Source organism: Pseudomonas sp. NIBRBAC000502773 (genome assembly GCF_006517195.1).
In the GTDB taxonomy this organism is placed as follows: domain Bacteria; phylum Pseudomonadota; class Gammaproteobacteria; order Pseudomonadales; family Pseudomonadaceae; genus Aquipseudomonas; species Aquipseudomonas marginalis.
In genome coordinates this window covers 544,501-567,799 of record NZ_CP041189.1, presented here as the reverse complement: position 1 = coordinate 567,799, position 23,299 = coordinate 544,501, and the positions used below count along the sequence as shown (strand labels likewise).

Annotated in this window: 19 protein-coding genes; 10 read left to right on the top strand and 9 right to left on the bottom strand. The window is 63.6% G+C overall.

The genetic code is table 11. The features are described 5' to 3' along the window. Positions 1–81: 81 nt before the first annotated feature. The gene (locus tag NIBR502773_RS02380; protein WP_141155257.1) at positions 82–1,008 is read right to left on the bottom strand and encodes an alpha/beta hydrolase; all 927 of its coding nucleotides are present in this window, start codon (positions 1,006–1,008) and stop codon (positions 82–84) included. 164 nt (positions 1,009–1,172) lie between these two features. On the opposite strand from NIBR502773_RS02380, the gene NIBR502773_RS02375 reads away from it, so the two are divergent. The 5 genes from NIBR502773_RS02375 to NIBR502773_RS02355 all read left to right on the top strand — a co-directional run bounded on the left by NIBR502773_RS02375 (position 1,173) and on the right by NIBR502773_RS02355 (position 5,998). Then, positions 1,173–1,760, top strand: a complete 588-nt coding sequence (locus NIBR502773_RS02375; RefSeq protein WP_027607152.1) for an NUDIX domain-containing protein — start codon at positions 1,173–1,175, stop codon at positions 1,758–1,760. A gap of 106 nt (positions 1,761–1,866) precedes the next feature. Then, the gene (locus tag NIBR502773_RS02370; protein WP_115488263.1) at positions 1,867–2,457 is read left to right on the top strand and encodes an antibiotic biosynthesis monooxygenase; all 591 of its coding nucleotides are present in this window, start codon (positions 1,867–1,869) and stop codon (positions 2,455–2,457) included. Then, entirely contained in the window at positions 2,454–4,292 is a 1,839-nt protein-coding gene (locus tag NIBR502773_RS02365; protein WP_027607150.1) for an amidohydrolase, read from the top strand. Before NIBR502773_RS02370 ends, NIBR502773_RS02365 begins: the two co-directional genes overlap by 4 nt. Before the next feature lie 27 nt (positions 4,293–4,319). Then, entirely contained in the window at positions 4,320–4,937 is a 618-nt protein-coding gene (gene ycaC, locus NIBR502773_RS02360; protein ID WP_027607149.1) for an isochorismate family cysteine hydrolase YcaC, read from the top strand. Between the two features lie 179 nt (positions 4,938–5,116). Continuing rightward, complete coding sequence (locus tag NIBR502773_RS02355) at positions 5,117–5,998, top strand: LysR family transcriptional regulator (protein ID WP_065927198.1); 882 nt, start codon at positions 5,117–5,119, stop codon at positions 5,996–5,998. Here the strand turns inward: NIBR502773_RS02355 and NIBR502773_RS02350 are convergent. Beyond that, complete coding sequence (locus NIBR502773_RS02350; protein ID WP_027607147.1) at positions 5,985–7,022, bottom strand: AraC family transcriptional regulator; 1,038 nt, start codon at positions 7,020–7,022, stop codon at positions 5,985–5,987. The two genes, NIBR502773_RS02355 and NIBR502773_RS02350, sit on opposite strands and share 14 nt — an antisense overlap. Before the next feature lies 1 nt (position 7,023). Further along, positions 7,024–7,938: a GGDEF domain-containing protein gene (locus NIBR502773_RS02345; protein WP_024074876.1), complete on the bottom strand. Its 915-nt coding sequence runs from the start codon at positions 7,936–7,938 to the stop codon at positions 7,024–7,026. A gap of 434 nt (positions 7,939–8,372) precedes the next feature. On the opposite strand from NIBR502773_RS02345, the gene NIBR502773_RS02340 reads away from it, so the two are divergent. Genes NIBR502773_RS02340 through NIBR502773_RS02320 form a run of 5 tightly spaced genes read left to right on the top strand, consistent with a single transcriptional unit; the run spans position 8,373 to position 14,769 of the window. Beyond that, the gene (locus NIBR502773_RS02340) at positions 8,373–10,886 is read left to right on the top strand and encodes a TonB-dependent receptor (protein WP_141155256.1); all 2,514 of its coding nucleotides are present in this window, start codon (positions 8,373–8,375) and stop codon (positions 10,884–10,886) included. A 46-nt stretch (positions 10,887–10,932) separates the two neighbouring features. Next, a complete protein-coding gene (locus NIBR502773_RS02335; protein WP_141155255.1) occupies positions 10,933–12,798 on the top strand; it encodes a phytase in 1,866 nt (621 codons plus the stop codon). Positions 12,799–12,845: 47 nt separating this feature from the next. Further along, on the top strand, positions 12,846–13,538 hold the full coding sequence (tolQ, locus tag NIBR502773_RS02330) for a protein TolQ (protein ID WP_141155254.1): 693 nt from the start codon (positions 12,846–12,848) through the stop codon (positions 13,536–13,538). 14 nt (positions 13,539–13,552) lie between these two features. Further along, positions 13,553–13,999, top strand: coding sequence for a protein TolR (gene tolR / locus NIBR502773_RS02325; protein ID WP_141155253.1), 447 nt, complete (start codon positions 13,553–13,555; stop codon positions 13,997–13,999). Beyond that, positions 13,996–14,769 (top strand): energy transducer TonB, encoded by a 774-nt coding sequence (locus NIBR502773_RS02320; protein ID WP_141155252.1) that lies wholly within the window; start codon positions 13,996–13,998, stop codon positions 14,767–14,769. The genes tolR and NIBR502773_RS02320 overlap by 4 nt, the downstream gene beginning before the upstream one ends. A gap of 5 nt (positions 14,770–14,774) precedes the next feature. On the opposite strand, the gene NIBR502773_RS02315 is transcribed toward NIBR502773_RS02320, so the two are convergent. The 6 genes from NIBR502773_RS02315 to NIBR502773_RS02280 form a co-directional block, all read right to left on the bottom strand. Further along, the gene (locus NIBR502773_RS02315; RefSeq protein WP_141155251.1) at positions 14,775–16,895 is read right to left on the bottom strand and encodes a TonB-dependent receptor; all 2,121 of its coding nucleotides are present in this window, start codon (positions 16,893–16,895) and stop codon (positions 14,775–14,777) included. Between the two features lie 1,195 nt (positions 16,896–18,090). After that, positions 18,091–19,035, bottom strand: coding sequence for a D-isomer specific 2-hydroxyacid dehydrogenase family protein (locus tag NIBR502773_RS02300; RefSeq protein ID WP_141155249.1), 945 nt, complete (start codon positions 19,033–19,035; stop codon positions 18,091–18,093). Beyond that, positions 19,032–20,201 carry an acyl-CoA dehydrogenase family protein gene (locus NIBR502773_RS02295; RefSeq protein WP_141155248.1) on the bottom strand — a complete coding sequence of 390 codons (1,170 nt, stop codon included), beginning with the start codon at positions 20,199–20,201 and terminating at the stop codon, positions 19,032–19,034. The genes NIBR502773_RS02300 and NIBR502773_RS02295 overlap by 4 nt, the downstream gene beginning before the upstream one ends. Positions 20,202–20,240: 39 nt before the next feature. Beyond that, the gene (locus NIBR502773_RS02290; protein ID WP_141155247.1) at positions 20,241–20,924 is read right to left on the bottom strand and encodes a peroxiredoxin-like family protein; all 684 of its coding nucleotides are present in this window, start codon (positions 20,922–20,924) and stop codon (positions 20,241–20,243) included. Beyond that, positions 20,921–22,285 (bottom strand): LLM class flavin-dependent oxidoreductase, encoded by a 1,365-nt coding sequence (locus NIBR502773_RS02285; RefSeq protein WP_115488253.1) that lies wholly within the window; start codon positions 22,283–22,285, stop codon positions 20,921–20,923. The genes NIBR502773_RS02290 and NIBR502773_RS02285 overlap by 4 nt, the downstream gene beginning before the upstream one ends. An 11-nt stretch (positions 22,286–22,296) precedes the next feature. Beyond that, complete coding sequence (locus NIBR502773_RS02280) at positions 22,297–23,271, bottom strand: ABC transporter substrate-binding protein (protein ID WP_141155246.1); 975 nt, start codon at positions 23,269–23,271, stop codon at positions 22,297–22,299. Positions 23,272–23,299: the final 28 nt, after the last annotated feature.

Genomic DNA, 23,299 nt, shown 5'->3' with positions numbered 1-23,299 from the left:
TTGATCAACTGCCGGCGAGGGCCAGTATGAGCAGGGTTTGCGCTTGACAGCCAAGCGCGAACCCAGTGCCGAAAAACGGATTTATGACTCGTTGTCACGGCCGGTTGCATGGGTGACAACCTGGGCGGGCATCTTCGCTTGCATCAGGTTGTCGAGCGCCTGGCGATAGCTGCGACCGGCCAGGCTCATGCTGTTGTTGTGGCTGGCACCCGGCACCAACAAGAGGCGTTTGGGTTGTCGGGCTGCTTCAAATAGTTGCTCGCTGAAACGGGGCGGCACATAGCGGTCATCCAGGCCATGCACCACCAGCAATGGCATATGGATATCGGCGATCTTGTCGATGGAGTCGAACTTCTGCGACAGCAACCAACGCACCGGCAGCGAGGTGTTGGCCACCGCCGTGGCCACATCGGCCAGGGAGGTGAAGGTGGATTCGATGACCAGCCCACGTACCGGCAGTGGCGTCTGCTTGCCCAGTTCGGCGGCCAGGTCGATGGCTACCGCGCCGCCGAGGGAGTGCCCGTAGATCAGGCGCTTGCCGGGGTCCGGCTGCAGCACCTGGAAGCGTTCCCAGGCGATGCGCGCGTCTTCGTAGACCGTGGTTTCGGAGGGCAGCTCGCCGTGGCTCTGGCCAAAACCGCGATAGTCGATGGCCAGCACCGAGTAACCCAGGGCGTGCAACTGCTCGATGCGAAACAGCTGCCCGGTGAGGTTCCAGCGTACGCCATGCAGGTAGAGGATCGCCGGTGCGTCCTTGTTGGCGGCCGGGTACCACCAGCCATGAATGTTCTGCCCCGATTTGAAACTGGCGGGCTTGAGTTCGAATTCCTGCACCGCCTTGGGCAAGCCGCTGTACCAACTGGCGGTGCCGGGTTCGATGCGAAACACCAGCTCGCGCTCCTTGTGTTGCAGCACCGCGCAGCCCACGGGCAGGCCGACGATCAACAGTGCCATGCACAGCAGGGGAAACCAGCGCAGGCTCAGGCGCGATAGAAAACGAGAGGGCATGAAGATTCCAGGGCAAAGGTGAAGTGGGGGTTTTACCAGATGGCCTGCACAGGCAGGTATAAATTCGACGGCCGCGCAGGGGGATTGCTTGCAAAGTGTTACAGCATTTGACGCCATCGATGCCGGCGCGACATGCTCGTGCTCTTTTGAACAAAGGCCTGACCATGGACAACAGCCCCGTTCGCATCACCGCCGAAGAGACCCTCTCGGACAACTGGTACCTGCTGAAAAAATACAGCTTCGACCTGCGTCGCCGCGACGGCAGTTGGCAAGCCCAGACCCGCGAGGTGTATGACCGCGGCAATGGCGCGACTATCCTGCTGTACAACCGCGAGCAACGCACCGTGTTGCTGATTCGCCAGTTCCGCATGCCCACCTTCGTCAATGACTACCACGGCTATCTGATTGAAGCGGCGGCGGGGCTGCTGGACAACGCCAGCCCCGAAGAGCGCATTCGCCTGGAGGCCGAGGAAGAGACCGGCTACCGCGTCGGCCATGTAGAGAAGATCTATGCGGCGTTCATGAGCCCCGGGTCGGTCACCGAGCGGATTCACTTTTTTCTCGGCGAGTACCAGCCGGGGGACCGGGTCGGCCATGGCGGTGGCCTGGAAGAGGAGGGCGAGGACATCGAGGTGCTGGAGCTGGGTTTCGAGCAGGCACTGGCCATGGTGCAGAGCGGCGAGATCGCCGACGGCAAGACCATCATGCTGTTGCAGCACCTGGAGTTGCGCATGCTGAAAGAAGGCTGGTGAGCCCTTTCCAGCCATCCCCCTCAAACAGCACGTACATGCAATTTTCCTGACGCTGTCCTCGGCAAACTCCCCTCATCGCTGACATTTCAAGGCAGAGGGGCATCCCATGGACCCAGCACCACAGACAGGGCCCGACGAAGTCGTCACCCTGGTCGTCAAACACCTGATCAAGGCCGGCCGCGAAGCCGACTACGAAGCCTGGCTGCGCCGCACCGTACGCATCGCCGGCGAGCGTCCCGGCCACCTGGGTGTCGATGTGGTGCGCAGCAAACAGAACGGCCTGGCGCTGTTCACCTGCGTATTGCGCTACCGCTCCACCGATGACCTGGAAACCTGGCTCAATTCCCCCGAGCGCAACACCCTGATCGCCGAAGCCACGCCGATGCTGGCCGACGGCGACAAGACCGAAATCGGTGCGGTCAACGAGTTCTGGTTCACGCCCCTGGCCGACAGCGCCGCCAAGCCGCCGCGCTGGAAGCAGGCGGTGGTGACCCTGTGCGTGATCCTGCCGCTGACCCTGCTGGTGCCGATCGTATGGGCCCCGATCCTCGGCCTGCACCCGTTTCTCTCCAACTACGTGGTCGCGACCTTCCTGGTCACCGTGACCATCGTCCTGCTGGTGGTCTACCTGCTGATGCCGGCCGCCACCCGCCTGTTCGCTCCCTGGCTTGAAGCCTCTGTAAAGGAAACCCTATGAACGCCGATCTGATTCTGTTCAATGGCCAGTTCCACACCGTGGACCGAGAAAACCCGCGGGCAACCGCCGTCGCCATCCGAGAGGGGCGCTTCGTTGCCGTCGGCACCGATGGCGAGGCCATGGCCCTGCGTGGCAGCGGCACCCAGGTCATCGACCTCAAGGGCCGCACCGTGATCCCCGGCCTCAATGACTCGCACCTGCACCTGATCCGTGGCGGGTTGAACTACAACCTCGAGTTGCGCTGGGAAGGCGTGCCGTCCCTGGCCGATGCCCTGCGCATGCTCAAGGAGCAGGCCGACCGAACCCCGACCCCGCAATGGGTGCGGGTGGTCGGTGGCTGGAACGAATTCCAGTTCGCCGAAAAACGCATGCCGACCCTGGAAGAACTCAACCAGGCCGCACCGGACACCCCGGTGTTCGTGCTGCACCTGTATGACCGTGCCTTGCTCAACCGCGCCGCCTTGCGCGTGGCCGGCTACACCAAGGACACGCCGAACCCGCCGGGTGGCGAGATCGTGCGCGACAGCCACGGCAACCCCACCGGCATGCTGGTGGCGCGGCCGAATGCGATGATCCTCTACTCGACTCTGGCCAAAGGCCCGAAACTGCCGCTGGAATACCAGGTCAACTCCACCCGCCAGTTCATGCGTGAACTCAATCGTCTCGGCCTGACCAGCGCCATCGATGCCGGCGGTGGTTTCCAGAACTACCCCGATGACTACGCGGTGATCGAGCAACTGGCCAAGGATGAGCAACTGACGGTACGCATCGCCTACAACCTGTTCACCCAGAAGCCCAAGGAAGAACTCAGCGACTTCAAGAACTGGACCGGCAGCGTCACCCTGCACCAGGGCGATGACTACCTGCGCCACAACGGCGCCGGTGAAATGCTGGTGTTCTCGGCCGCCGACTTTGAAGACTTCCTCGAACCCCGTCCCGACCTGCCGCTGACCATGGAGCAGGAGCTGGAACCGGTGGTGCGCCATCTGGTGGAGCAGCGCTGGCCGTTCCGCCTGCATGCCACCTATGACGAGTCCATCTCGCGCATGCTCGATGTGTTCGAGAAGGTCAACCGCGACATCCCGTTCAATGGCTTGCCGTGGTTCTTCGACCATGCCGAAACCATCACCCCGAAGAATATCGAGCGGGTCCGCGCCCTCGGTGGCGGTATCGCGATCCAGGACCGCATGGCGTTCCAGGGCGAATATTTTGTCGAGCGCTACGGCGCCAAGGCCGCCGAAGCCACGCCACCGATCAAGCGCATGCTGGCCGAAGGCGTGCCGGTGGGGGCGGGCACCGATGCCACGCGAGTCTCGAGCTACAACCCGTGGACTTCGCTGTATTGGATGGTCAGCGGCCGCACCGTCGGTGGCCTGGAGCTGCACGCCGAAGGCCTGCCGCGCCTGACCGCGCTGGAACTGTTCACCCATGGCAGCGCCTGGTTCTCGTCCGAGCAGGGTAAGAAAGGCCAGATCAAGGTCGGCCAACTGGCGGACGTGGCGGCGCTGTCGGCGGACTTTTTCAGCGTCGATGAAGAAGCCATCAAGTGGATCGAATCGGTGCTCACCGTGGTTGGCGGCAAGGTGGTCTACGGCGCCGGCGACTTCGAAGACTTTGCACCGCCACGCGTACCGGTGCTGCCGGACTGGTCGCCGGTGGTCAAGGTGCCGGGGCACTGGCGCCCGAGTTCGCCTGTGCAGGCTCAAGTACACCAATGCAGCGGCCCGTGCGGCGTGCATTCCCACAGCCACGAAAAGGCGCGCCTTTCCAGCGTGCCGGTCAGCGACTTCCAGGGTTTCTGGGGGGCGTTTGGCTGCTCGTGCTTTGCGTTCTGATACCTAAACCCACAAAGGAGTTAACCCATGACTTACAAGCGCTTGAACAAAGATGACGCCGTAGTGCTGTTGGTGGATCACCAGACCGGCCTGATCTCCCTGGTGCAGGATTTCTCCCCTAACGAATTCAAGAACAACGTACTGGCTCTGGCCGATGTGGCGAAGTTCTTCAACCTGCCAACCATCCTGACCACCAGTTTTGAAGGCGGTCCCAACGGCCCACTGGTGCCGGAACTCAAGGCACTGTTCCCGGACGCGCCGTACATCGCCCGTCCTGGTCAGATCAACGCCTGGGACAACGAAGATTTCGTCAAGGCGGTCAAGGCTACCGGTCGTAAGCAGATCATCATTGCCGGTGTGGTGACGGACGTGTGCGTAGCGTTCCCGACCCTTTGCGCCCTCGACGAAGGCTTCGAGGTGTTCGTGGTCACCGACGCCTCCGGCACCTTCAACGAAACTGTGCAACAAGCCGCCTGGGCGCGTATGACCGCCGCCGGTGCGCAACTGGTGAACTGGTTCGCCGTGGCCTGCGAGCTGCAAGTGGACTGGCGCAACGACATGGAAGGCCTGGCCAACCTGCTGTCGCCGCGCATCCCCAACTACCGCAACCTGATGAACAGCTACTCGGCGTTCACTGCCAAGTAACCGGTTTTCAAGCCTTTAGGTGATCAATGTGGGAGGGGGCTTGCCCCCGATAGCGGTGTATCAGTCAAAGCTATTGAGACTGACAGACCGCTATCGGGGGCAAGCCCCCTCCCACATTTGATTTGTGGTGTTGCGACCATCCAGTTATAAATCTCCAAACTGTCCACCGAGAAGCGACAATGAACCCCTTCGAAGACATGCGCCTGTTCTGCCAGGTCATGGAATCCGGCAGCTTCACCGCCGCCGCCGAACAATTGGGCCTGTCCAAGCAATTCGTCAGTCGCCGCCTGATCCAGCTGGAGGATCGCCTCGGCGTGCGCCTGCTCAACCGCTCCACGCGCCGCCTGGATGTCACGCCCCTGGGCCAGAGTTACTACGAGTCCGCCTTGCGCCTGCTCGGTGAAGTCGAGCAAGTGGAGCAGGGCATCGCCGGCCAGAACAGCGAACCGCGCGGCACCATTCGCCTGAGTGCGCCGTTGTCGTTCGCCATGGCGCACCTGGGTTGCCTGTTGCCGGTGTTCTTGCAGCGCCATCCCCAGGTGTCGGTGGAAGTTGACCTCAGCGACCGCCCGGTGGACCTCATCGGTGAGGGCTACGACCTGGTGCTGCGCATCGGCACCCTGGAAGATTCCACCCTCATCGCTCGGCGTATCGCCAGCATCGAGCGCGTGTATTGCGCCAGCCCCGAGTACCTGGCACTGCGCGGTACGCCGCTTAAACCCGAAGACCTCGCCGAACACGACTGCCTGCCCTACGGCCATGGCCGCCAGGTGCAATGGCGCTTCAAAGGCAAGCTGCAAGCACTGAATGTCACCGGCCGTATGCGCGTGAATAACGGCGAGTTGCTGCGCGATACCGCCGTCGCCGGCCTGGGCGTCACCTACCTGCCGACCTTTATCGTCGGCGACGCCTTGAAGGACGGCCGGCTGGTCACGCTCCTCGATGATTTTGCCCCCGAAGCCCTGACCCTGTCGGCGGTGTATCCCCAGCACCGGCAAAGCTCACGGCCGGTGCAGGCGCTGGTGGAGTTTTTGCGCGAACGCCTGGCTAGCGGCTGTTGAACAGCTGGCGGATCAGGTTCGGGGTGCTGCCGGTCCAGCGCTTGAATGAGCGCCGGAAGTTCGCCGCATCGTTGAAATTCAGGTACGCCGCCACCTCATCATTGCTGTAGCCCTTGACCTGATACAGGTGCAACGCCACCTGCTTGCGCACCCGGTCCACCTGCTGTTGAAAACCGGTGTCGTGCTTGTGCAGCTTGCGCTTGAGGGTCGCCGGGCTCATGGCGAAGGCCTGGGCCGCCTGTTCCAGGCTGGGCGGCTGGCGCACCTGGTCGCGCAGGTACTCGTAGAGGCAGTCGAGAAAGCTGCCGGCAAAGCCCAGTTGCTCGATCTGCTCGCGGGCTTGGCGGCGTGCAACCTGGCCGGCCGTGGCCGAGGCGCCCGGCCAGGTGCGGGTGAGGTATTCGCGCGGGATCGTCATCATGTCCAGCGGGCGCTCGAAGCGCGTGTCCTCGCCCAGGTGCACCCAGTACTGTTCGATGTAGCGCGGTTCGGCATGGCTGAAACTGCACGCCCACGGCAGGCGCTCGCCGCTGAGCCATTGGCTCATGGCAACCAGCGAGGTCATGCTGGCTTCCAGCAGGAAACGCCAGTGCTCGCCGGCGCCGCAACTGTCCAGCCAGTACAGGTAGGCGTGGTGCTCATCCAGCTCCAGTTGCAGGCTGGCCAACGGGCTGAGCAGCACCTGTTGCTGGATCAGGATCTCCAGGGCCTGGTGCAGGTTCTGCGCATGGCCAAGGGCGTGGCTGGCGGCACCGTAATAGCCCGGTAGCAGGCGCTGGCCAAACAGGAAACTGCTGTCGTCGGCGTCCAGTAACTTGCGGCTGTTGCCGATCAAGCCGAAAAACTGCTGCGGGCTCAAGTGCGCGGTGCCGGCCAGGATGTCCTCGTGAAACAGCCCGGTGCCGCGTAGCAGGCGATGGCTGTCGATGTCCCGGGACAAGGCCAGGTCGATCAGCGTGGCGGGTTGGTAATGCCCTGGAATGAAGCGGCTGTCGGCTTCATACCAGCTGGTTTTGACGGCCATCTCAGGCACTTTTCGCAAGGGGTTGCTTGGCCCTGGCCAAGGCCAGGTTCAGGCGCTTGAGCAAATCCTGGGGCGGTTCTTCAAGGGCCATGACCACGGCGGTGGTCGCCGCCAGTTGCAGGCGTTCGCCCTGTTGCCGGGTCTTGTGGGCCAGGCCGCGCACCGCTTGCTGCAACTCCAGCGCCAGCTCCTTGGCCTGGCGTTCGCCGGTGTTGGGCAGCAGCACCACAAAACGGTCGCCGGCCAGGCGGCACAGCAGGTCCTGGCGGCGCAGGTTGAGCAGCAGCAAATGGCTGAGGGCCTGCAACACCGCGTCGCCTTCGGCATGCCCGTAGGCCTGGTTGATGGCGGCGAAGTTGTCCAGGTCCAGGGCCAGCAGCGACAGCGGTTGTTGCTGCTCGCGGCTGTCCTGCAGGCTGTCGGCCAGCTGGCGCTTGAGGTAGTCGGCGCCGGCCAGCGGCGTGAGTTTGTCGAACAGTCGATGTTCACGGAACAAGCGCTCGCGCTTTTCCATCTGCGCGCTGATCGCCAGTTGTTCGCGGTGCCAGTGGTAGATGCCGATGGTCAGCAGGATCATGCCCACCGGCATCGGCCCGGACTCGAGCCAATGGTCCCAGGTGATGCTGTCGGGCAGGCGGATAAATTCGTCGAGACTGTCGATCCACCAGGAGAAAAAGATGCACGACAGGCCCAGCGCCAGGTAATTGGTGACGCGTCCTGCGGGGCGGCTTTTTAGCACCAGGCCCAGCCACACCAGGGCGAGCAGGGCGGAACCGCCTTCGCCGAAGATATCCAGCCACACCCATTCGCTGACGCTTTTCAACTCGCCGCAGGCCAGGTGCAGGATCAGCCCGAGGTTGGCCGCGATCAGCAGCAACGAGAGTTTCCAGCGGTGGGGCTTGAGCACGGAAAACATGGCCGCAGGTCCTTGGGCAAATGAGTGGTGGGCGCCAGCACAGCAGATGGATGTGACCGTTGGATGACGGTGGAGGAGGGTCGAATCAGCTCAGCTCAAACACACGGGCGATCAAAAAATGTGGGAGGAGCTTGCTGTGGTGAGCAGACTAGCTGTGGTGAGCGGGCTTGCCCCGCGCCGGTCTGCGAAGCAGGCCCCCCGTATCCTCAGTGAACCCGTCGGGGGGACAAGCCTCCTCACCACAGCAAGCCCCCTCCCACTGGGGATCTACACAGGTCATATCAGCTCATTTGCACCTGCAGGACTGCTCTAAACCCAGGTTTACAGGCCTTCGCGCCGACCCCTGTCACAGAACCGTCATCCCCCACCCCTAGCGTGCCCTCCCAGTTGCCGGGCCCCTTGCCTGGCGCCAACGGATTCTTGGGGAGGATTGCATGTACAAGCGCACCGGGCTCGTCAGCTTTACGCTTACCGCCTTGGCCCTGGCGATGGCCAGTGAACGGTTGAGCGCCGCCGAAGCGAGCGCCACCGAGCACGTCGAGGTGGTCGGCCAGGCCGCCGCCATCGACCAGGCGCTCAAGGAACAACGCAGCGCCGACAGCATCAAGAGCGTGGTGCATGCCGACGGTGTGGCCCAGTTGCCGGATCAGAACGTCGCCGAAGCGGCGCAGCGCCTGCCGGGCATCAGTGTGGAGCGCGACCAGGGCGAAGGGCGTTTTGTCAGCGTGCGCGGCCTGGGCCCGGACCTCAACAGCGTAACCATCAACGGCACCCTGGTGCCCGCCCCGGAAAGCGCGCGCCGCGCCGTGGCCCTCGATGTGCTGCCCTCGGAACTGGTGCAGTCGCTGTCGGTGATCAAGACCCTCACCCCGGACATGGACGCCAACTCCCTCGGTGGCACCGTCGATGTGCAAAGCCTCTCGGCCTTCGACCATAAAGGTTTGTTCTACACCGGCAGCAGCGAAGCCAGCTACGACAAGAACACCCGCCAGACCAGCCCGAAATTCTCCGGTGCCGCCAGTAACCGTTTCAGCCTCGGCGACGGCATCGACAACTTCGGCGTCGCCGCGGCACTGAGCTGGCAAAAGCGCGACTTCGGCTCGGACAACGTCGAAACCGGCGGCGCCTGGGACTTCACCGACGGCGCCCGGCTCAATGAGTTCGAACAGCGCGACTACGACATCAGCCGCGAACGCGCCGGCGGTGGCCTGAACTTCGACTACAAGCCCGATGACCTCAGCAGCTACTACCTGCGCACCCTATACAGCCGCTACACCGACACAGAAACCCGCAACTCCACCAGCATTGAATTTGCCGACCCCCAGGCCCCGGGCCAACTGGGCGATGCCGAGGGCAAGCGCAAGCTGAAAAACCGTGAGGAAACCCAGGAAATCCAATCCTATGTATTCGGCGGCGAACGCATGCTCGGCCTGTGGACCTTAAGCGGCCAGGCCGGCTACAGCCAATCCAGCGAAGACAGCCCGGCGCATATCGCCGGCGCCACCTTCGACGGCGGCGACTTTGCCAACAGCGGTTTCTACGACAAGGACAAACCCCGCCCGATCATCGGCAGCGGCTTCTACGACGCCAGCAACTTCAGCCTCGACAAGGTCGACTGGGAAAAACAGAACACCACGGACACCGAGAAAAACCTGCGCCTGGACCTGGCCCGCGACTATGACCTGAGCGGCTATGCGTCCCAGGTCAAGTTCGGCGGCAAGGTCAGCCGCCGCAACAAGGACAACGACCTGGAGGCCTGGGTCTACGAAGACTTCGACACCCTCGGTTTCAGCGCCGACCAACTCAACCTCACCCGGTTCCAGAAGGGCAGCGTCGACTATCGCCTGGGCAACTACGGCCCCGGCATCAGCCCCAGCGCCATCAAGCAGCTGATCGGCAGCCTCAACCCGGCGGATTTCTATGACGAGACCGAATCGCGGGTCAACGACTTCACCATTCGCGAGGACATCAACGCCGGCTACCTGATGAACACCCTCGATATCGACGACTGGCGCTTTATCGCCGGCCTGCGCTACGAGGGCACCGAGTTCGAAGCCAAGGGCACCGGCGCCACCGATGGCGTGTTCACCCCCACCGAGACCAAACGCCGCTATCACCATTGGTTGCCGGGGCTGCATGCGCGCTACCAGATCGACAAGAACACCCAGGTGCGCGCGGCCTGGACCAAGTCGGTGGTGCGCCCGACATTCGGCCAGCTGGCGCCGGGTTTTGTGATCGACGATGACGAAGCCACCTTCGGCAACCCGGACCTCAAGCCCCTGGAATCGAGCAACCTTGACCTGGGTATCGAGCACTTCATGGGCCGCGCCGGGACCGTATCGGCATTCGTGTTCTACAAGGACATCAAGAACTTCGTCTACAACACCGACCTTGCCGGCACCGGCGCCTGGACCAATTTCTCCGAGGCCCACACCTACGCCAACGGCGACAGCGCCAAGCTCTACGGCCTGGAACTGGCCTACTCACAGAAGTTCGACTGGCTGCCCGCACCGTGGAACGGCTTGCTGATCGGCGCCAACAGCACCTTCAGCCGCTCCAGCGCCGATATCGAAGGCTTCGACGCCGCCAGCGGCACGAATCGCAAGCGCAACATCAGCCTGCCCAACCAGTCGGACACCGTCGGCAACCTGATGCTCGGCTGGGAGGACGACAAGCTCAGCCTGCACCTGTCGGCCAACTACAAGTCGGCCTACCTGTATGAGCTGGCCTCGATCAACGACAAGGCCCACGACCTGCACGTCGACGCGCAGACGTTCGTCGACTTCAGCGCGCGCTACTCGCTGACCAAGAACCTGCAAGTCAGCTTCGAGGCCCAGAACCTCACCGATGAGTCGTACTTCGTCTACACCGGCCACCGCAGCTACAACGGCCAATACGAAGAGTACGGCCCGACCTACAAAGTGGGCCTGACTTTCACTCATTTTTGAATTCAACACATTTGATCTCCATTGTTTTTGAAGGATTTGCTTGTCCATGAGAATTTCCAAGCTGTACCTGCTGATTGCCCTGGTCACCAGCGGCCATGCGTTCGCCGCCGACCTGGCGCTGACCCCGTGGGCACCCAGCCTGAAGGCCGAAGCCGTGGCCTTCCTGCCCAATGGCACCGAGCGCTTGGCCGCCAGCACCCGCGACGGCCTGCAACTGCTTGACAGCCAGGGCGCCGAGCTGGCGCGTTTCAAGGGTAACTTCAGCAGCCTCGACACCCGCGCCGCAGGTGCCCAGGTGCTGCTCGCCAGCCTCGACAACGAGCGCCAGCAGGCGCTGCTGATCAGCCTGGACAGCGCCGGCAAAAACTGGGGCAAGCCGCTGTACCTGCCGACCCGCGACTACCCGGTAAATGGCCTGTGCCTGTACCGCGACGCCGCGGCCAACCTGTTTGTGTTCCTGGTGGGCGAAGAGGGCAAGGGCGAGCAATGGCTGGTGGGCAACGGCGCGACGCTGCTCACCGACCCCCAGCGTGTACGGGGTTTGCCGCTGCCGCCGTCGGCGCAGTTCTGCCAGGTGGACGATGCCACCCAGCAGTTGCTGGTGAATGAAGAGAATGTCGGCTGGTGGGCCTACCCGGCGCACCCGGAAGCCGAGGTGAAACGCACGCCGGTGGCGCTGTTCGACACTCCCAAGCGCGAAGCCGGGGCCATGGCGCTGGTACCCGGTGGCCTGGTTGCGCTGGACCCGAAGACCGCCCGGTTACACCTGTTCCAGCACACCGGCGAGCGCTGGGTGGAGCAATCGAGCCTGGGCCTGCCGGGCCTGAAAGAGCCGGAGCAATTGGCGCTCAATGGCCGCCAGTTGCTGGTGCGCGACGATGACAGCGGCACGCTCTACCAGGCCAGGCTCGACTGGCAGGCCAAGCCCGTCGCGGCGGCGCCGGTGCTGCCGGAAGTCGCGGCCTTGCGCCAGAGCGACCCGGTCGGCCGCCAGGGCGACGCGGCGGATGACCCGGCGATCTGGATTCACCCGCAAACCCCGGCCAACAGCCGTGTGCTCGGAACCAACAAGAAACAGGGCCTGCTCGCCTACGACCTCGACGGCAAGCTGTTGCAGGAACTGGCGGTGGGCCGCCTGAACAACGTCGACGTACGCCCCAACTTCAAGCTTGGCGCGCAAACGGTGGACCTGGCGGTGGCGAGCAATCGCGATCACAACAGCCTGAGCCTGTTCAGCATCGACCGTCAGAGCGGCGAGCTGCGTGAGGCCGGTGAAGTGCCCACGCCGCTCAAGGAAATCTATGGCATCTGCCTGTTCCAGCCCGCCAGCGGCGAGATCTACGCGATTGCCAACGGCAAGGACGGCACCTTCCTGCAATACCGCCTCAGTGCGCCGGACGGCCGTGTGCACGGCGAGCTGGTGCGTCAGTTCAAGGTCGACAGCCAACCCGAAGGCTGTGTAGCCGACGACCAGCGCCAGCGCCTGTTTATCGGTGAGGAAGACGTCGGCGTGTGGGCGGTGGATGCGCGCGCCGATCAACCGGCGACGTTGACCAGCGTGATCAAGGTCGGCGCGCAATTGCATGCGGATGTCGAGGGCCTAGCGCTGTACCAGAGCGATAAACATGACTACCTGGTGATCTCCAGCCAGGGCAATGACAGCTACCTGGTGGTGGATGCCGAACCGCCGTTTGCCGTGCACGGCGGCTTTCGCGTCGGCTTGAACGCCGCTGCCGGTATCGACGGTGCGTCGGAAACCGATGGCCTGGAAGTCACCGCCATCAACCTCGGCGGGCCATGGAGCCAAGGCATGCTGGTGGTGCAGGACGGGCGCAAGCGCATGCCCGAGCAGACCCAGAACTTCAAGTTCGTGCCCTGGGCCGAGGTCACCCGCGCATTGAAATTGCCGTGAACCGTCATCAACCGGTCATCACTTTTTAATCGAATGGGAGATTCACCATGCACGCGACGATGGAACATATGACGATCTGGGGTTTGATCAGCGACGCCAGCCTGTTGGTCAAGGCTGTCATGCTCACCTTGCTGTTGGCGTCCTTGCTCAGCTGGTACCTGATTATCCAGCGCGGCAGTGTGCTGCGCCGTCTGGAGCGGCAGTTGAATACGTTTGTGCAGCGCTTTCGCGCCGCGTCGGATTTGCAGGCACTGTCCCGTGAGCTCCAGCAGGCGGGCGAGGGCGGCATTGCGCCGATCTTTATCGCCGGGGTCCAGGAATACCAGCACTTGCACAGCCATGACCCGGCGGTGCTCGAAGGCGTGGAGCGGGCCTTGCAGGTGGCGATCACCGAGCAGGAAATCGAGCTGGAAAAGGGCCTGCAATTTCTCGCGACCGTGGGTTCGGTCAGCCCGTACATCGGCCTGTTCGGCACGGTGTGGGGCATCATGAATTCGTTTATCGGCTTGTCCCAGGTGCAACAGGCGACGTTGTCCACCGTAGCGCCGGGCATTGCCGAAGCCTTGATCGCCACGGCCATTGGCCTGTTTGCGGCGATCCCGGCGGTGATCGCCTATAACCGCTTCGCGGCGCGCGGCCAGACCCTGCTCACCCGTTACTACGCGTTTGGCAATGAGCTGCAGGTACGCCTGCACCGCACCCTGCGCGGTACGTCGATCAACCTGGCCGTCGCCGCCTGAAAGGAGCAACTCCCATGTTAGTCAGGCCGCAACGCAAACACGGGCCCAAGGCCGAGATGAACGTGGTGCCGTATATCGACGTGATGCTGGTGCTGCTGGTGATCTTCATGGTCACCGCGCCGATGCTGACCCAGGGCGTGAAGATCGACCTGCCCAAGGTCGCCGCCGAGGCGTTGGCCACCGACACCCGCCAGCAGATCCTCACGCTGTCGGTAAAGGCCGACGGCGGCTACTACTGGAACCTCGGCGGCGAACTCGATACCCAGCACCAGACCGACAGCGCCGTGAGCCTGGATGAAATGGGCGCCAAGGTCATGCAGGTGGTGGCGGCGCGCGGCGACACCCAGGTCTATATCCGCGCCGACGACAACGCCGGTTACGGCCGTGTGGTCGCGGCCATGGCGGTGTTGCAGAAGGGTGGTGTCAGCAACCTGGGGCTGGTGACCGAGGCCCCGCAATGACGGCGATGATCATGCACAGTCCCACCCTGACGATGGCGCCCCGGGAGGCTTCCGGGTTTTGGAGAAACAGCCTCGCCGCCAGCCTGGCGGTGGCGCTGCACGTCGGCGTGCTGGCCGCGTTGATGCTGGGCTGGTCGACGGAGAAGCCCGTGGCGGATGCCCCTCGGGTGATGCACACGCAGTTGGTCATGCTGCCACCGGCGCCAGCACCCGAGCCTGAACCGGTGGTGGCTGCCCCCGCACCGCCGGAACCGGTGGTGATACCAGTGCCGGTGCCGGCAAAGCCCACGGTCGACCCGCAGGTCCAGGCGCAAAAACTCGAGAAAGCCGCCTTGGCGCGTAAACGCGTCGAAGACAAGAAGATCGAGCAGCAGCAGGAACGCCTGGCCAGCGAACAACGCCACCGCGAGCTGGAACAACAACGCCTCGATCAGCAACGCCTGGCCGCTGAAAAAGCCCGGGCAGCCACACCCGCGCCAGCCCCGGCGCCGGCCTTCGACAGCCGCCAATACCAACCCCTGAGCAAGGAGGCACCGGACTATCCCGAGCGCGCCCTGGACAAGAACATCGAGGGCGACTGCACCTTGGAGTACAGTGTCAACACCCAAGGCCGCGTGGAAAATCCCAAGGTGCTGGACGGCTGCCACCCGTTGTTTATCCGGCCTTCACTGGCGGCGGCGAACACCTTTCGCTACCAGCCGAGGATCGTTGACGGCAAGGCCGTGGCCGTACCGGCGGTGCGCAATACCTTCCACTACCGCATCAAGTAACGCACTCAGAGGTCATAGCGCACCGACAGCAACAGCGTGCGCGGATCGTTGACCGAGTAATAACGGGCGCCGCTGGACGGCACATAGCCCACCGATTGCGGGTAAGCGCGGTCCAGCAGGTTTTTCACCGCCAGGGTGGTGGTCCAGTGGCCGTCGCCGCTGATGTAGCGAGTGTTGGCGTTCCAGAAGGTTTGCTGCGGCACTTCCTGGATGTCGTCGTTCAGCGCGTTGGCGTAGGACTTGGTCTGGAACTGCGCATCCGTGCCCGCCAGCCAGGTGCCCGGCAGGCCTGCGGAAATGGTGTAGTTCAGGCCGACACTGGCGTTCCAGCGCGGCGAGAACACCAATTGCTTGCCATTGGCATCGACCCCGGCACCGCTGGCGTTCTGGAAGTCGTCGTACTGGCTCTCCAGGTAGCCGAGGTTGGCGCTCAGTTGCAGGTCGCGGCTCAGGGCGGTGAGGGTTTCCAGCTCGACACCGTAGGTGTGGGCCTGGCCGACGTTGGTGCGCAGGCTCACCCCCAGCGCCGGGTCGTAGGCGTTGGTCTGCAGGTCTTTGTAGTCGTTGTAGAACAGCGCGACGTTGGCCCGCAGGCGCTGGTCGAAGAAGTCGCCCTTGAAGCCGGTTTCCCAGGTGGTCACGTCTTCCGGCGAAAACGCCTGCTCGGCGGCGGCGCGGGTCGGCGCACGGTTGTCGTATCCGCCGGCCTTGAAGCCCTTGGCGACGTAGGCGTACTGGTTGAGGTGCGGCGTCCAGGCATATTCGAAGCCGATTTTCGGGCTGGTGGACTGCCAGGATTTGCTCGACTCGGCCGCGAAGTTGGTGCCGGTAATCTGCCGGTCGGTATTGATCGCGTAATTGGTGAACTCGAAGTTCTTGTGTTCGCGGGTAAAGCGCAGGCCGGCGATCAGCGACAGCTGCGGGGTGATCTTGTAGGTGCCCTGGCCATACAGCGCGTAGCTTTCGGTGTTGGTGGTGCTGTACTGGCCCTGGCCTATCACCCGGTTGCGTGCTATGGAGTAGGTGAGGTTGTCGCGGTCGGCATCGAAGCGTTCGCGGTACAGGTACAGGCCGGTGCTGAAGCTGAAGTCGTCGTAGTCACCGTTGAGCTGGAATTCCTGGGTGGCGTAGTTTTGCTTGTAGAGGATCAGGTTGTTCTGGATCAGCGCGGCCTGGCCAGAGTTGTCGTAGTCCACCGGCTGGTTGAAGGACGACCAGGCAGTGACCGATTTGACATTCAAGTGATCATTGATCGCGTAGATCGCGCGCAACACCGAACTGCCCTGGTCAAGGCGGTTTTTCGGGTCGAGGCTGCTGTAGCTCTTGAACTTGTCGAAACGGCCGTTGGCGTCGAACGGCGAGTAGCTGGTGGTGTCGCCACGGTCAAAGGTGCCGGCCAGGGTCAACTGCACATCCCAGGGTGAATCCTCGGGCTTGTAGCGCAGCTTGCCGCGGTAGGACTGGATATCGACGTTGTTGACATCCTTGCCCCGGGTCGGGTTGGACACCGTGCCGTCGCGGCTCAGGCGGAGCGCCGAAAAGCTGCCGAACAACGCGTTGTCCACCAGCGGGCCGCTGATCAGGAAACGGCCGTTCTGCGCATTGTAGTTGCCGGCACCGAGCTCGACGAAACCACGGGTTTCCTGGTTGGGGTCGCGGGTGATCACGCGGATCGCCCCGGCGCTGCTGTTGCGCCCGTACAGGGTGCCCTGGGGGCCGCGCAGCACTTCGACGCGCTCGACGTCATTGAAGTCGAGCATCGAGGAAATCGCCCGTGGGATGTACAAGTCGTCGGCGTACACCGCCACGGCGGCTTCCTGGATCGGGTCGGTTTCACCGATGCCGCGAATGCCATAGGTCTGGGCGCTGTAGGAGATCGACTGGCGGCTGAGGGTCAGGTTCGGCACCTGGCCCGACAGATCGCGCACGCTGCGGATCTGCTTGTCGTCGAGGCTCTTCTCGTCGAAGGCGGAAATCGCCAGTGGGGTTTTCTGCAAGTCTTCACTGCGGTGCTCGGCCGTGACATTGACCACCGGCAGCGCGGCGTCATCGGCGTGGGCGTACGCGCCGAACAGGGCGAGGGAGACAGCAAGGGTGAGGCGATTGGGCGCGGCGATGTGGCTCATGGTAGGTCCCTGAGAAAGTGGTGGTTCAGGCAAGGCCTCCACCTGGTCAGGGGTCGGTGCTGGACATAACAATATGGATAGGAAAGGCGTTCGTAAAAGTCCGTTTTGTTATATGTTAATTATTAAAAATATGCAGTTAATGGTTATTTATAATGCGTATATCTGATGATATTCCTCGCCTGGCCGCATAACCAAATGTGGGAGGGGCGGTGCGACGATTCGACTTGCTCCCGATGGCGGCCTTCGGGCCGACCATGTATTTGGAGTTGACCGAGTACATATCCGTTGCTGCGGTAACGGCTGCCTATGGTTCCGCTCTTACAGCGGCTCACTTTTGGAGGGACCCAAAAGTAAGCAAAAGGTCCTCGCCCCAACACTCGGCACCTCGCCTAGGCTCGGTGTGCCCGAACGAAGGCTTTGGAGCGTGGGCCGCCGCGATGGGCCATCCCTGGCCCAGCGCGGCTAACCCGGCGTCCTGCCGGGTTACCCACGCTCCAAAGCCTGCGTTCGGCCAGCGTGTTTGACGGGGCGATTTGAGATCAAGAGCTAAAGCGCGGCGGCCTTAGAGCCGACCGGAGTTGGGTCTGGTGTACTCGGTAAATGTGGGAGGGGGCTTGCCCCCGATAGCGGTGAGTCAGTCAACCCAAGTATCACTGACCCACCCTCATCGGGGGCAAGTCGAATCGTCGCACCGCCCCTCCCACATTTGGATCTCCACATATCAGCTAGAACTCGGTCTGCTTTTGCTCTGCTTTTGCTCTGCTTTTGCTCTGCTTTTGCTCTGCTTTTGCTCTGCTTTTGCTCTGCTTTTGCTCTGCTTTTGCTCTGGCTTTTGATCTTGATCTCAGGCGCCCCGTTAACCACGCTGGCCGAACGCAGGCTTGAATCCGTGGGTAACCCGGCAGGACGCCGGGTTAGCCGTCCTGGGCCAGGGATGGCCCATGACGGCGGCCCACGGATTCAAGCCTTCGTTCGGGCATACCGAGCCTAGGCGAGGTACCGAGTGGTGGGGCAAGAGCCCTTTGGTTACTTTGGGGCTTTTCCAAAGTGACCCGCCGTAAGGGCGGAACCAATAGCGGCCGTTACCGCAGCAACGGATATGTACTCACCCAAACCCCAAAAAGCGGTCGGCCCGAAGGCCGCCACGGGAGCAAGTCGAATCGTCGCACCGCCCCTCCCACATTTTTGAACGGCGTCAGGCGTTAGCCAGATTCGCCAGTGCGATCCCTGAAACGTAGCGCTCCAGATTCGCCAAGAACGTATCGGCAATCTCGTTGCGGCTATTGGTCGAAATCGCTGACGTGTGCGGCGACAACCGTACCCGTGGGTGGCTGTACAGCGGGTGCCCGTCCGGCAAGGGCTCCGGTTCGGTCACGTCGAGCGATGCCAGGCCGATCTGGCCGTTATCCAGGGCCTCCAGCAACGCCTCCTGATCGAGCAGGCCCCCACGTGCGATGTTGATCAGGTGCAGTCCCGGCCTGGCGCTGCCCAGCACATCGCGGTTGATGATATGCCGCGTGGCGTCGGTCAGTGGCGCGGCCACTACCAGGTGGTCGGCGCGGGCGAACAGGTCGTGGATGTCCTGGGCGGCGTCCACGCCGGCGCCGAACGGTGCCTGGCTCTGACGCAGCGCGACCACCTTGATGCCCAGGCCCAGGGCTTTTTGCGCCAGGCTTTCACCAATCGCGCCAAAGCCGAGAATGCCCAGGGTGGTGCCCTTGAGGGGGCGCAGGGCGGTGAAATTCCATTGCGAGTCCTTCACCCAGATGTCCGGCAAATGCTTGGAGGCGGCAAAGATCGCTGCCAGGGCGAACTCGGCCAGGTTGTCGGCGGCGCTGCCTCGGGAGGTGGTCACCGGCGGGCCGTTGAACAGCCATTGCGGGTAGAAGTCGATGCCCGATGAGACCAGGTGCACCCATTGCGCGCCGTAGGGCCAGCCCGGTGGCGGGGTGTCCGGTGCGGTGTAGCCGCGCACGTTGATCGGGCGCAGCAGCAGGATATTCGCCTGGGGCGGCAGGTCGCTTGGCACGCCTGCCGGCACGCCGATCACCTGGGCTCCGGGGCGGATCGCAGTGAGGCGCGTGCGGATCACGTCGTTGTAGTCTTCGTCCAACTGGCTGGCAATAATCACCTGGCTCATGTGCGCTCCTTCTGGCGTTGGGCGAACACGGCTTTACCCACGCCCTGCAGCACCGCATCGTTCTGCGGGGTATGCACGCGACTGCACAGCACATCGCGGTAGTGGCGTTGCAGCGGGCTATGGCGTGACAGGCCGGGGTTGCCGGAGGCCTCGATGGCCAGCTCCACGGCACGGATGGCGTTGTGGGTGACCAGGTACTTCAACTGCGCGGCGTTGGCGGCCGGGGTGTGGCCGTCGGCGGCGGCGTCGAGCAGGCTGCGGTTGGCGAACAGCAGGGTGTCGATATGGCCGACGGTTTCCTGGAAACGCGGCAGTGTCGACAACGCCGCACCGAGATTGGATGGCTGGCGCTCTTCCAGCCAGTTCACCAGCCAGTCCCGCGCAGCCTGGGCCACGGCGTCATACACCGAGGACAGCAGCACCGACATCCACAGGAAACCCTCGGCATCCAGTTCCGGTTGCGGCGCGCTCCAGGGGCTGACGCTGACGGCGTGGTCCAGTGGCACCAGTACATTGTCGAGCACCACTTCATGGCTGCAGGTGGCGCGCATGCCGAGGTGGTCCCAGGTGTCGATGATGCTTACGCCGGGGCTGTCCTTGGGCACCAGCCAGGCGCCCACCAGCGGGTCGGCGTCATCGCTGCGCGCCCATACGCTGAACCAGCTCAGGCCATGGCTGCCGGTGGAGTAGATCTTGCGCCCGCTGATGCGCCAGCCCTCGGCAGTGCGCACGGCAGTCGTCGCCGGCAGTCCGCCACGGGCCGGGGTGCCGAGGTCGGGTTCGACGCGCAGGGCATTGATCAATGCACCGTTGCGCACCGCATCCTCGGCCACTTGGGTACGCAGGTGGGACGGCCAGGTCTTGCTGTCTTGCAGGCGCGTGTGTTGCAGGTACTGCATCACCAGGATCAGTGCGGTGGACGGTTCGCCCTTGGCAATCGCACTGATCGCTTTGCGCGCCTGGGGCAGACTGGCTCCACCGCCGCCGAGGGCCTTGGGCACGGTGAGGGCGACCAGGCCGTGGTCGTGCAGCCGCTGGAAGTTGGCATGGGGGAAGGCGCCGCTCTCGTCATACAGGTGCGCGGTGCCGGCCAGCTCGGCGCTGAGGCGCTCGAGCAGGGCCTCGAAGTTGGCGACCTCCACGGAGCGTAGAGACGGTTGGGTCATGAGAATGTACTCGGTCAAAATGTGGGAGGGGCGGTGGGCCTAGATGGCGATGCGTACAGGCTGTTGGCCCAACAAGCGCTCCACCACCTGCACCACCGGCTCGGCTTCGGTACGCACCAGCCAGTCCGGGCTGACGTCCACGAACGCCACCGTGCCGTCCTGGGCAATCACCACCACGGTCGGTTGCGGCAACTCCCAGGTTCCCGTACCGGTGGTTTCACCGATGTGATTGCCTTTGGCCAGGGCTGCATTGCGCGAGGCTTCGTCGAAGCTGTAGAGGATGCCCAGGCGGCGACCGAGGTGGTTGCCCGGGTCGCTGGCCACCAGAAATTGCAGGGCGTGGAGGCTCTTGATCTCAACCAGCCGTTCAGGCACTTGCGGGCTCACCGCGACCAGGGGCACGCCCAGTTCGCGCAGGCGTGGGTAGAGTTGGCGTTCGTAATAGGGCAGGGCGATATTGCACGCCGGGCAGCCGGCAAAGCGGAAGAAGATCAGCACCGCCGGGCCGTCGGCCAGCAGTCGTTCGCGGGTCAGTTCGCCGCCTTCCACATTGAGCAGGGTGAAGGGGTCCAGTTCATCGCCGAGCTGCACGTAGTCGTCTACCCGTGCTTCATCCACCAGGCGCTGGCGCTGGTCGATATTGACCTGCAACGCCGCCGGCGCCCAGGTGGCTACACGCTCGGCGTGCAGCGCCGCCAACTGACGGTTGAGGGATTCGCTCATGCCAGCGCCTCCTGTTGCGCTTCGACCTCGGCGGTGACGCTGTAACGGTTGGCCGGCACGTCCAGGCCGAGGTTGTCGCGCAGGGTGTGGCCGATGTATTCGCTACGGAACAGTCCACGCTGTTGCAGCACCGGCACCACCAGTTCGGTGAAGTACTGCAAGCCGTCCGGCAGCACCGAGTTGATGATGAAACCATCGCTGGCACCGCGTTCGAACCAGGTCTGGATCGCGTCGGCGACTTGCTCCGGGGTGCCGACAAAATCACGCTTGGGCCGCGAGAAGCGCAGCGCCACTTCGCGCAGGGTCAGGCCTTCGTCCCTGGCCAGTTGCTTGATGCGGTCGGAGCCGCCTTTCTGGCTGTTGGCGCCCAGGTCGCCGAGTTCCGGGAAGGGCGCGTCCAGCGGGTACTGGCTGAAGTCATGGTCGTTGAACGGGCGGCCGAGGGCGACGATGGCGTCTTCCACGGTGACCAGCTCCACCGCCTGCTGATAGCGGCTTTCCACTTCGGCCTCGTCGCGGCCGACAATCGGGCGGATGCCCGGCAGGATCGACAGGCTGTCGGCGTCGCGGCCAAAGCCCTTGGCGCGGCGCTTGAGGTCCTGGGTGTAGGCCAGGCCTTCTTCGATGCTCTCCACATGCACAAAGATGGCGTCGGCGTTCTGCGCCGCAAAGTTACGCCCATCTTCGGAGGTGCCCGCCTGGAAAATCACCGGCTGGCCCTGGCGCGAGCGCGCAATGTTCAGCGGGCCTTTGACCGAGAAAAACTCGCCTTTGTGGTTCAGCGCATGCAGCTTGCCCGGGGTAAAGAATTCACCGCTTTGCTTGTTGTAGGCAAAGGCGTCGTCTTCCCAGGAGTCCCACAGGCCCTTGACCGTGTTCAGGTGTTCCTTGGCGATGCGGTAGCGCACGGCGTGGGGTGGGTGCTCGGCTTTACCGAAGTTGTCGGCGGTGCCGCTGAGCCACGAGGTCACCACGTTCCAGCCGGCGCGCCCGCCGCTGATGTGGTCCAGGGACGCGAACTGGCGCGCCACCTGGTAGGGCTCGGTGTAGCTGACGGTCACGGTGGCCACCAGGCCGATATGCGTGGTCAACGCGGCCAGGGCCGAGAGGATGGTCAGCGGCTCGAAGCGGTTGAGGTAATGCGGGCTGGACTTGGCGTGGATGTGCAGGCTGTCGGCGATGAACACGAAGTCGAACTTGGCCGCTTCGGCGAGTTCGGTCTGCTGCTTGTAGAAGCCGAAATTCGTGCTGGCATTCGGTTGCGCCTGGGGATGGCGCCATTCGCCCCAGCCGTGGCCGACACCATGGACCATGGCGCCCAATTTCAAATGGCGGGGTTTCAATGGATGTGGCGTGCTCATGTTCTGCTCCTTCAGCGTGATGCTTGGTTGTTGGGGGCGCGCTTGGCGTTAAAGCTCGTGTCGAAGCCCTGGGACACGTCGATGTGCCGGGGCAGCAGGCCTTCTTGCTGGTAGGTGTCGGCGGTGGCCTGCAGGCCACTGATCACGCTGTCGTCAATCAGCACCGGGCTCAGGCGGGTTTCCTTGGCCACGGCCAGATGCACGGCCAGCGGCAGCCCGGTGATTTTGGCCTGGGCGGCGGCGTACTCGTCGGGGTGGGTATTGGCCCAGGCGTAGGCGCGGTCGACGCGGGCGACAAAATCGTCCAGCTGCGTGCGCTTGTCGGCGATGGCCTGGCGCGTGGCAGCGAGGTACAGGTGGTTGCTCAACAGCGTGTTGCCGCTGGCCACGATCCGCGCCTGGCTTTGGGACGTGACAACGGTGGTGTAGGGGTCCCAGGTCGACCAGGCGTCGACGGTACCGTTATCCAGCACCAGGCGCGACTCGCTGGGCAGCAGGAAAATGAACTGCACATCCTTAGTGGTCAGGCCGGCCGTGGCCAGGGCCTTGATCGCCAGGTAGTGGCCGATGGAGCCGCGGCCGGTGACGATTTTCTTGCCCTTGAGGTCGGCCACCGTCTTGATCGGCGAATCCTTGGGCACCAGCAGGGCGGTGGTGTTACGCCCTTCGGCGTGAATGATGCTGACCACCTTGAGCGAAGCGCCGGCGCCAAGGGCAAACACGTAGGGCGCATCGCCCAGGGCACCGATATCCACGGCACCGGCATTCAAGGCTTCGCCCAGGGGCGAGGCGGACGGGAATTCCGACCACTGGATTTCATAGGGCACGTTTTTCGTTTCGCCGGAGACTTCCAGCAGCGTCTTGATCGTCGATTTCTGATTGGCCACCCGCAGCGGTTGCAGGTCGGCGGCGTGGGCGCCGGTGGCCAGGCCAAGGGCCAGGGCGGTGCCCAGGAGCAGGCGTTTGAACGGAGTGAAAAAGACCATGGGATGCAGGCTCCAGGCAGATCGAAAA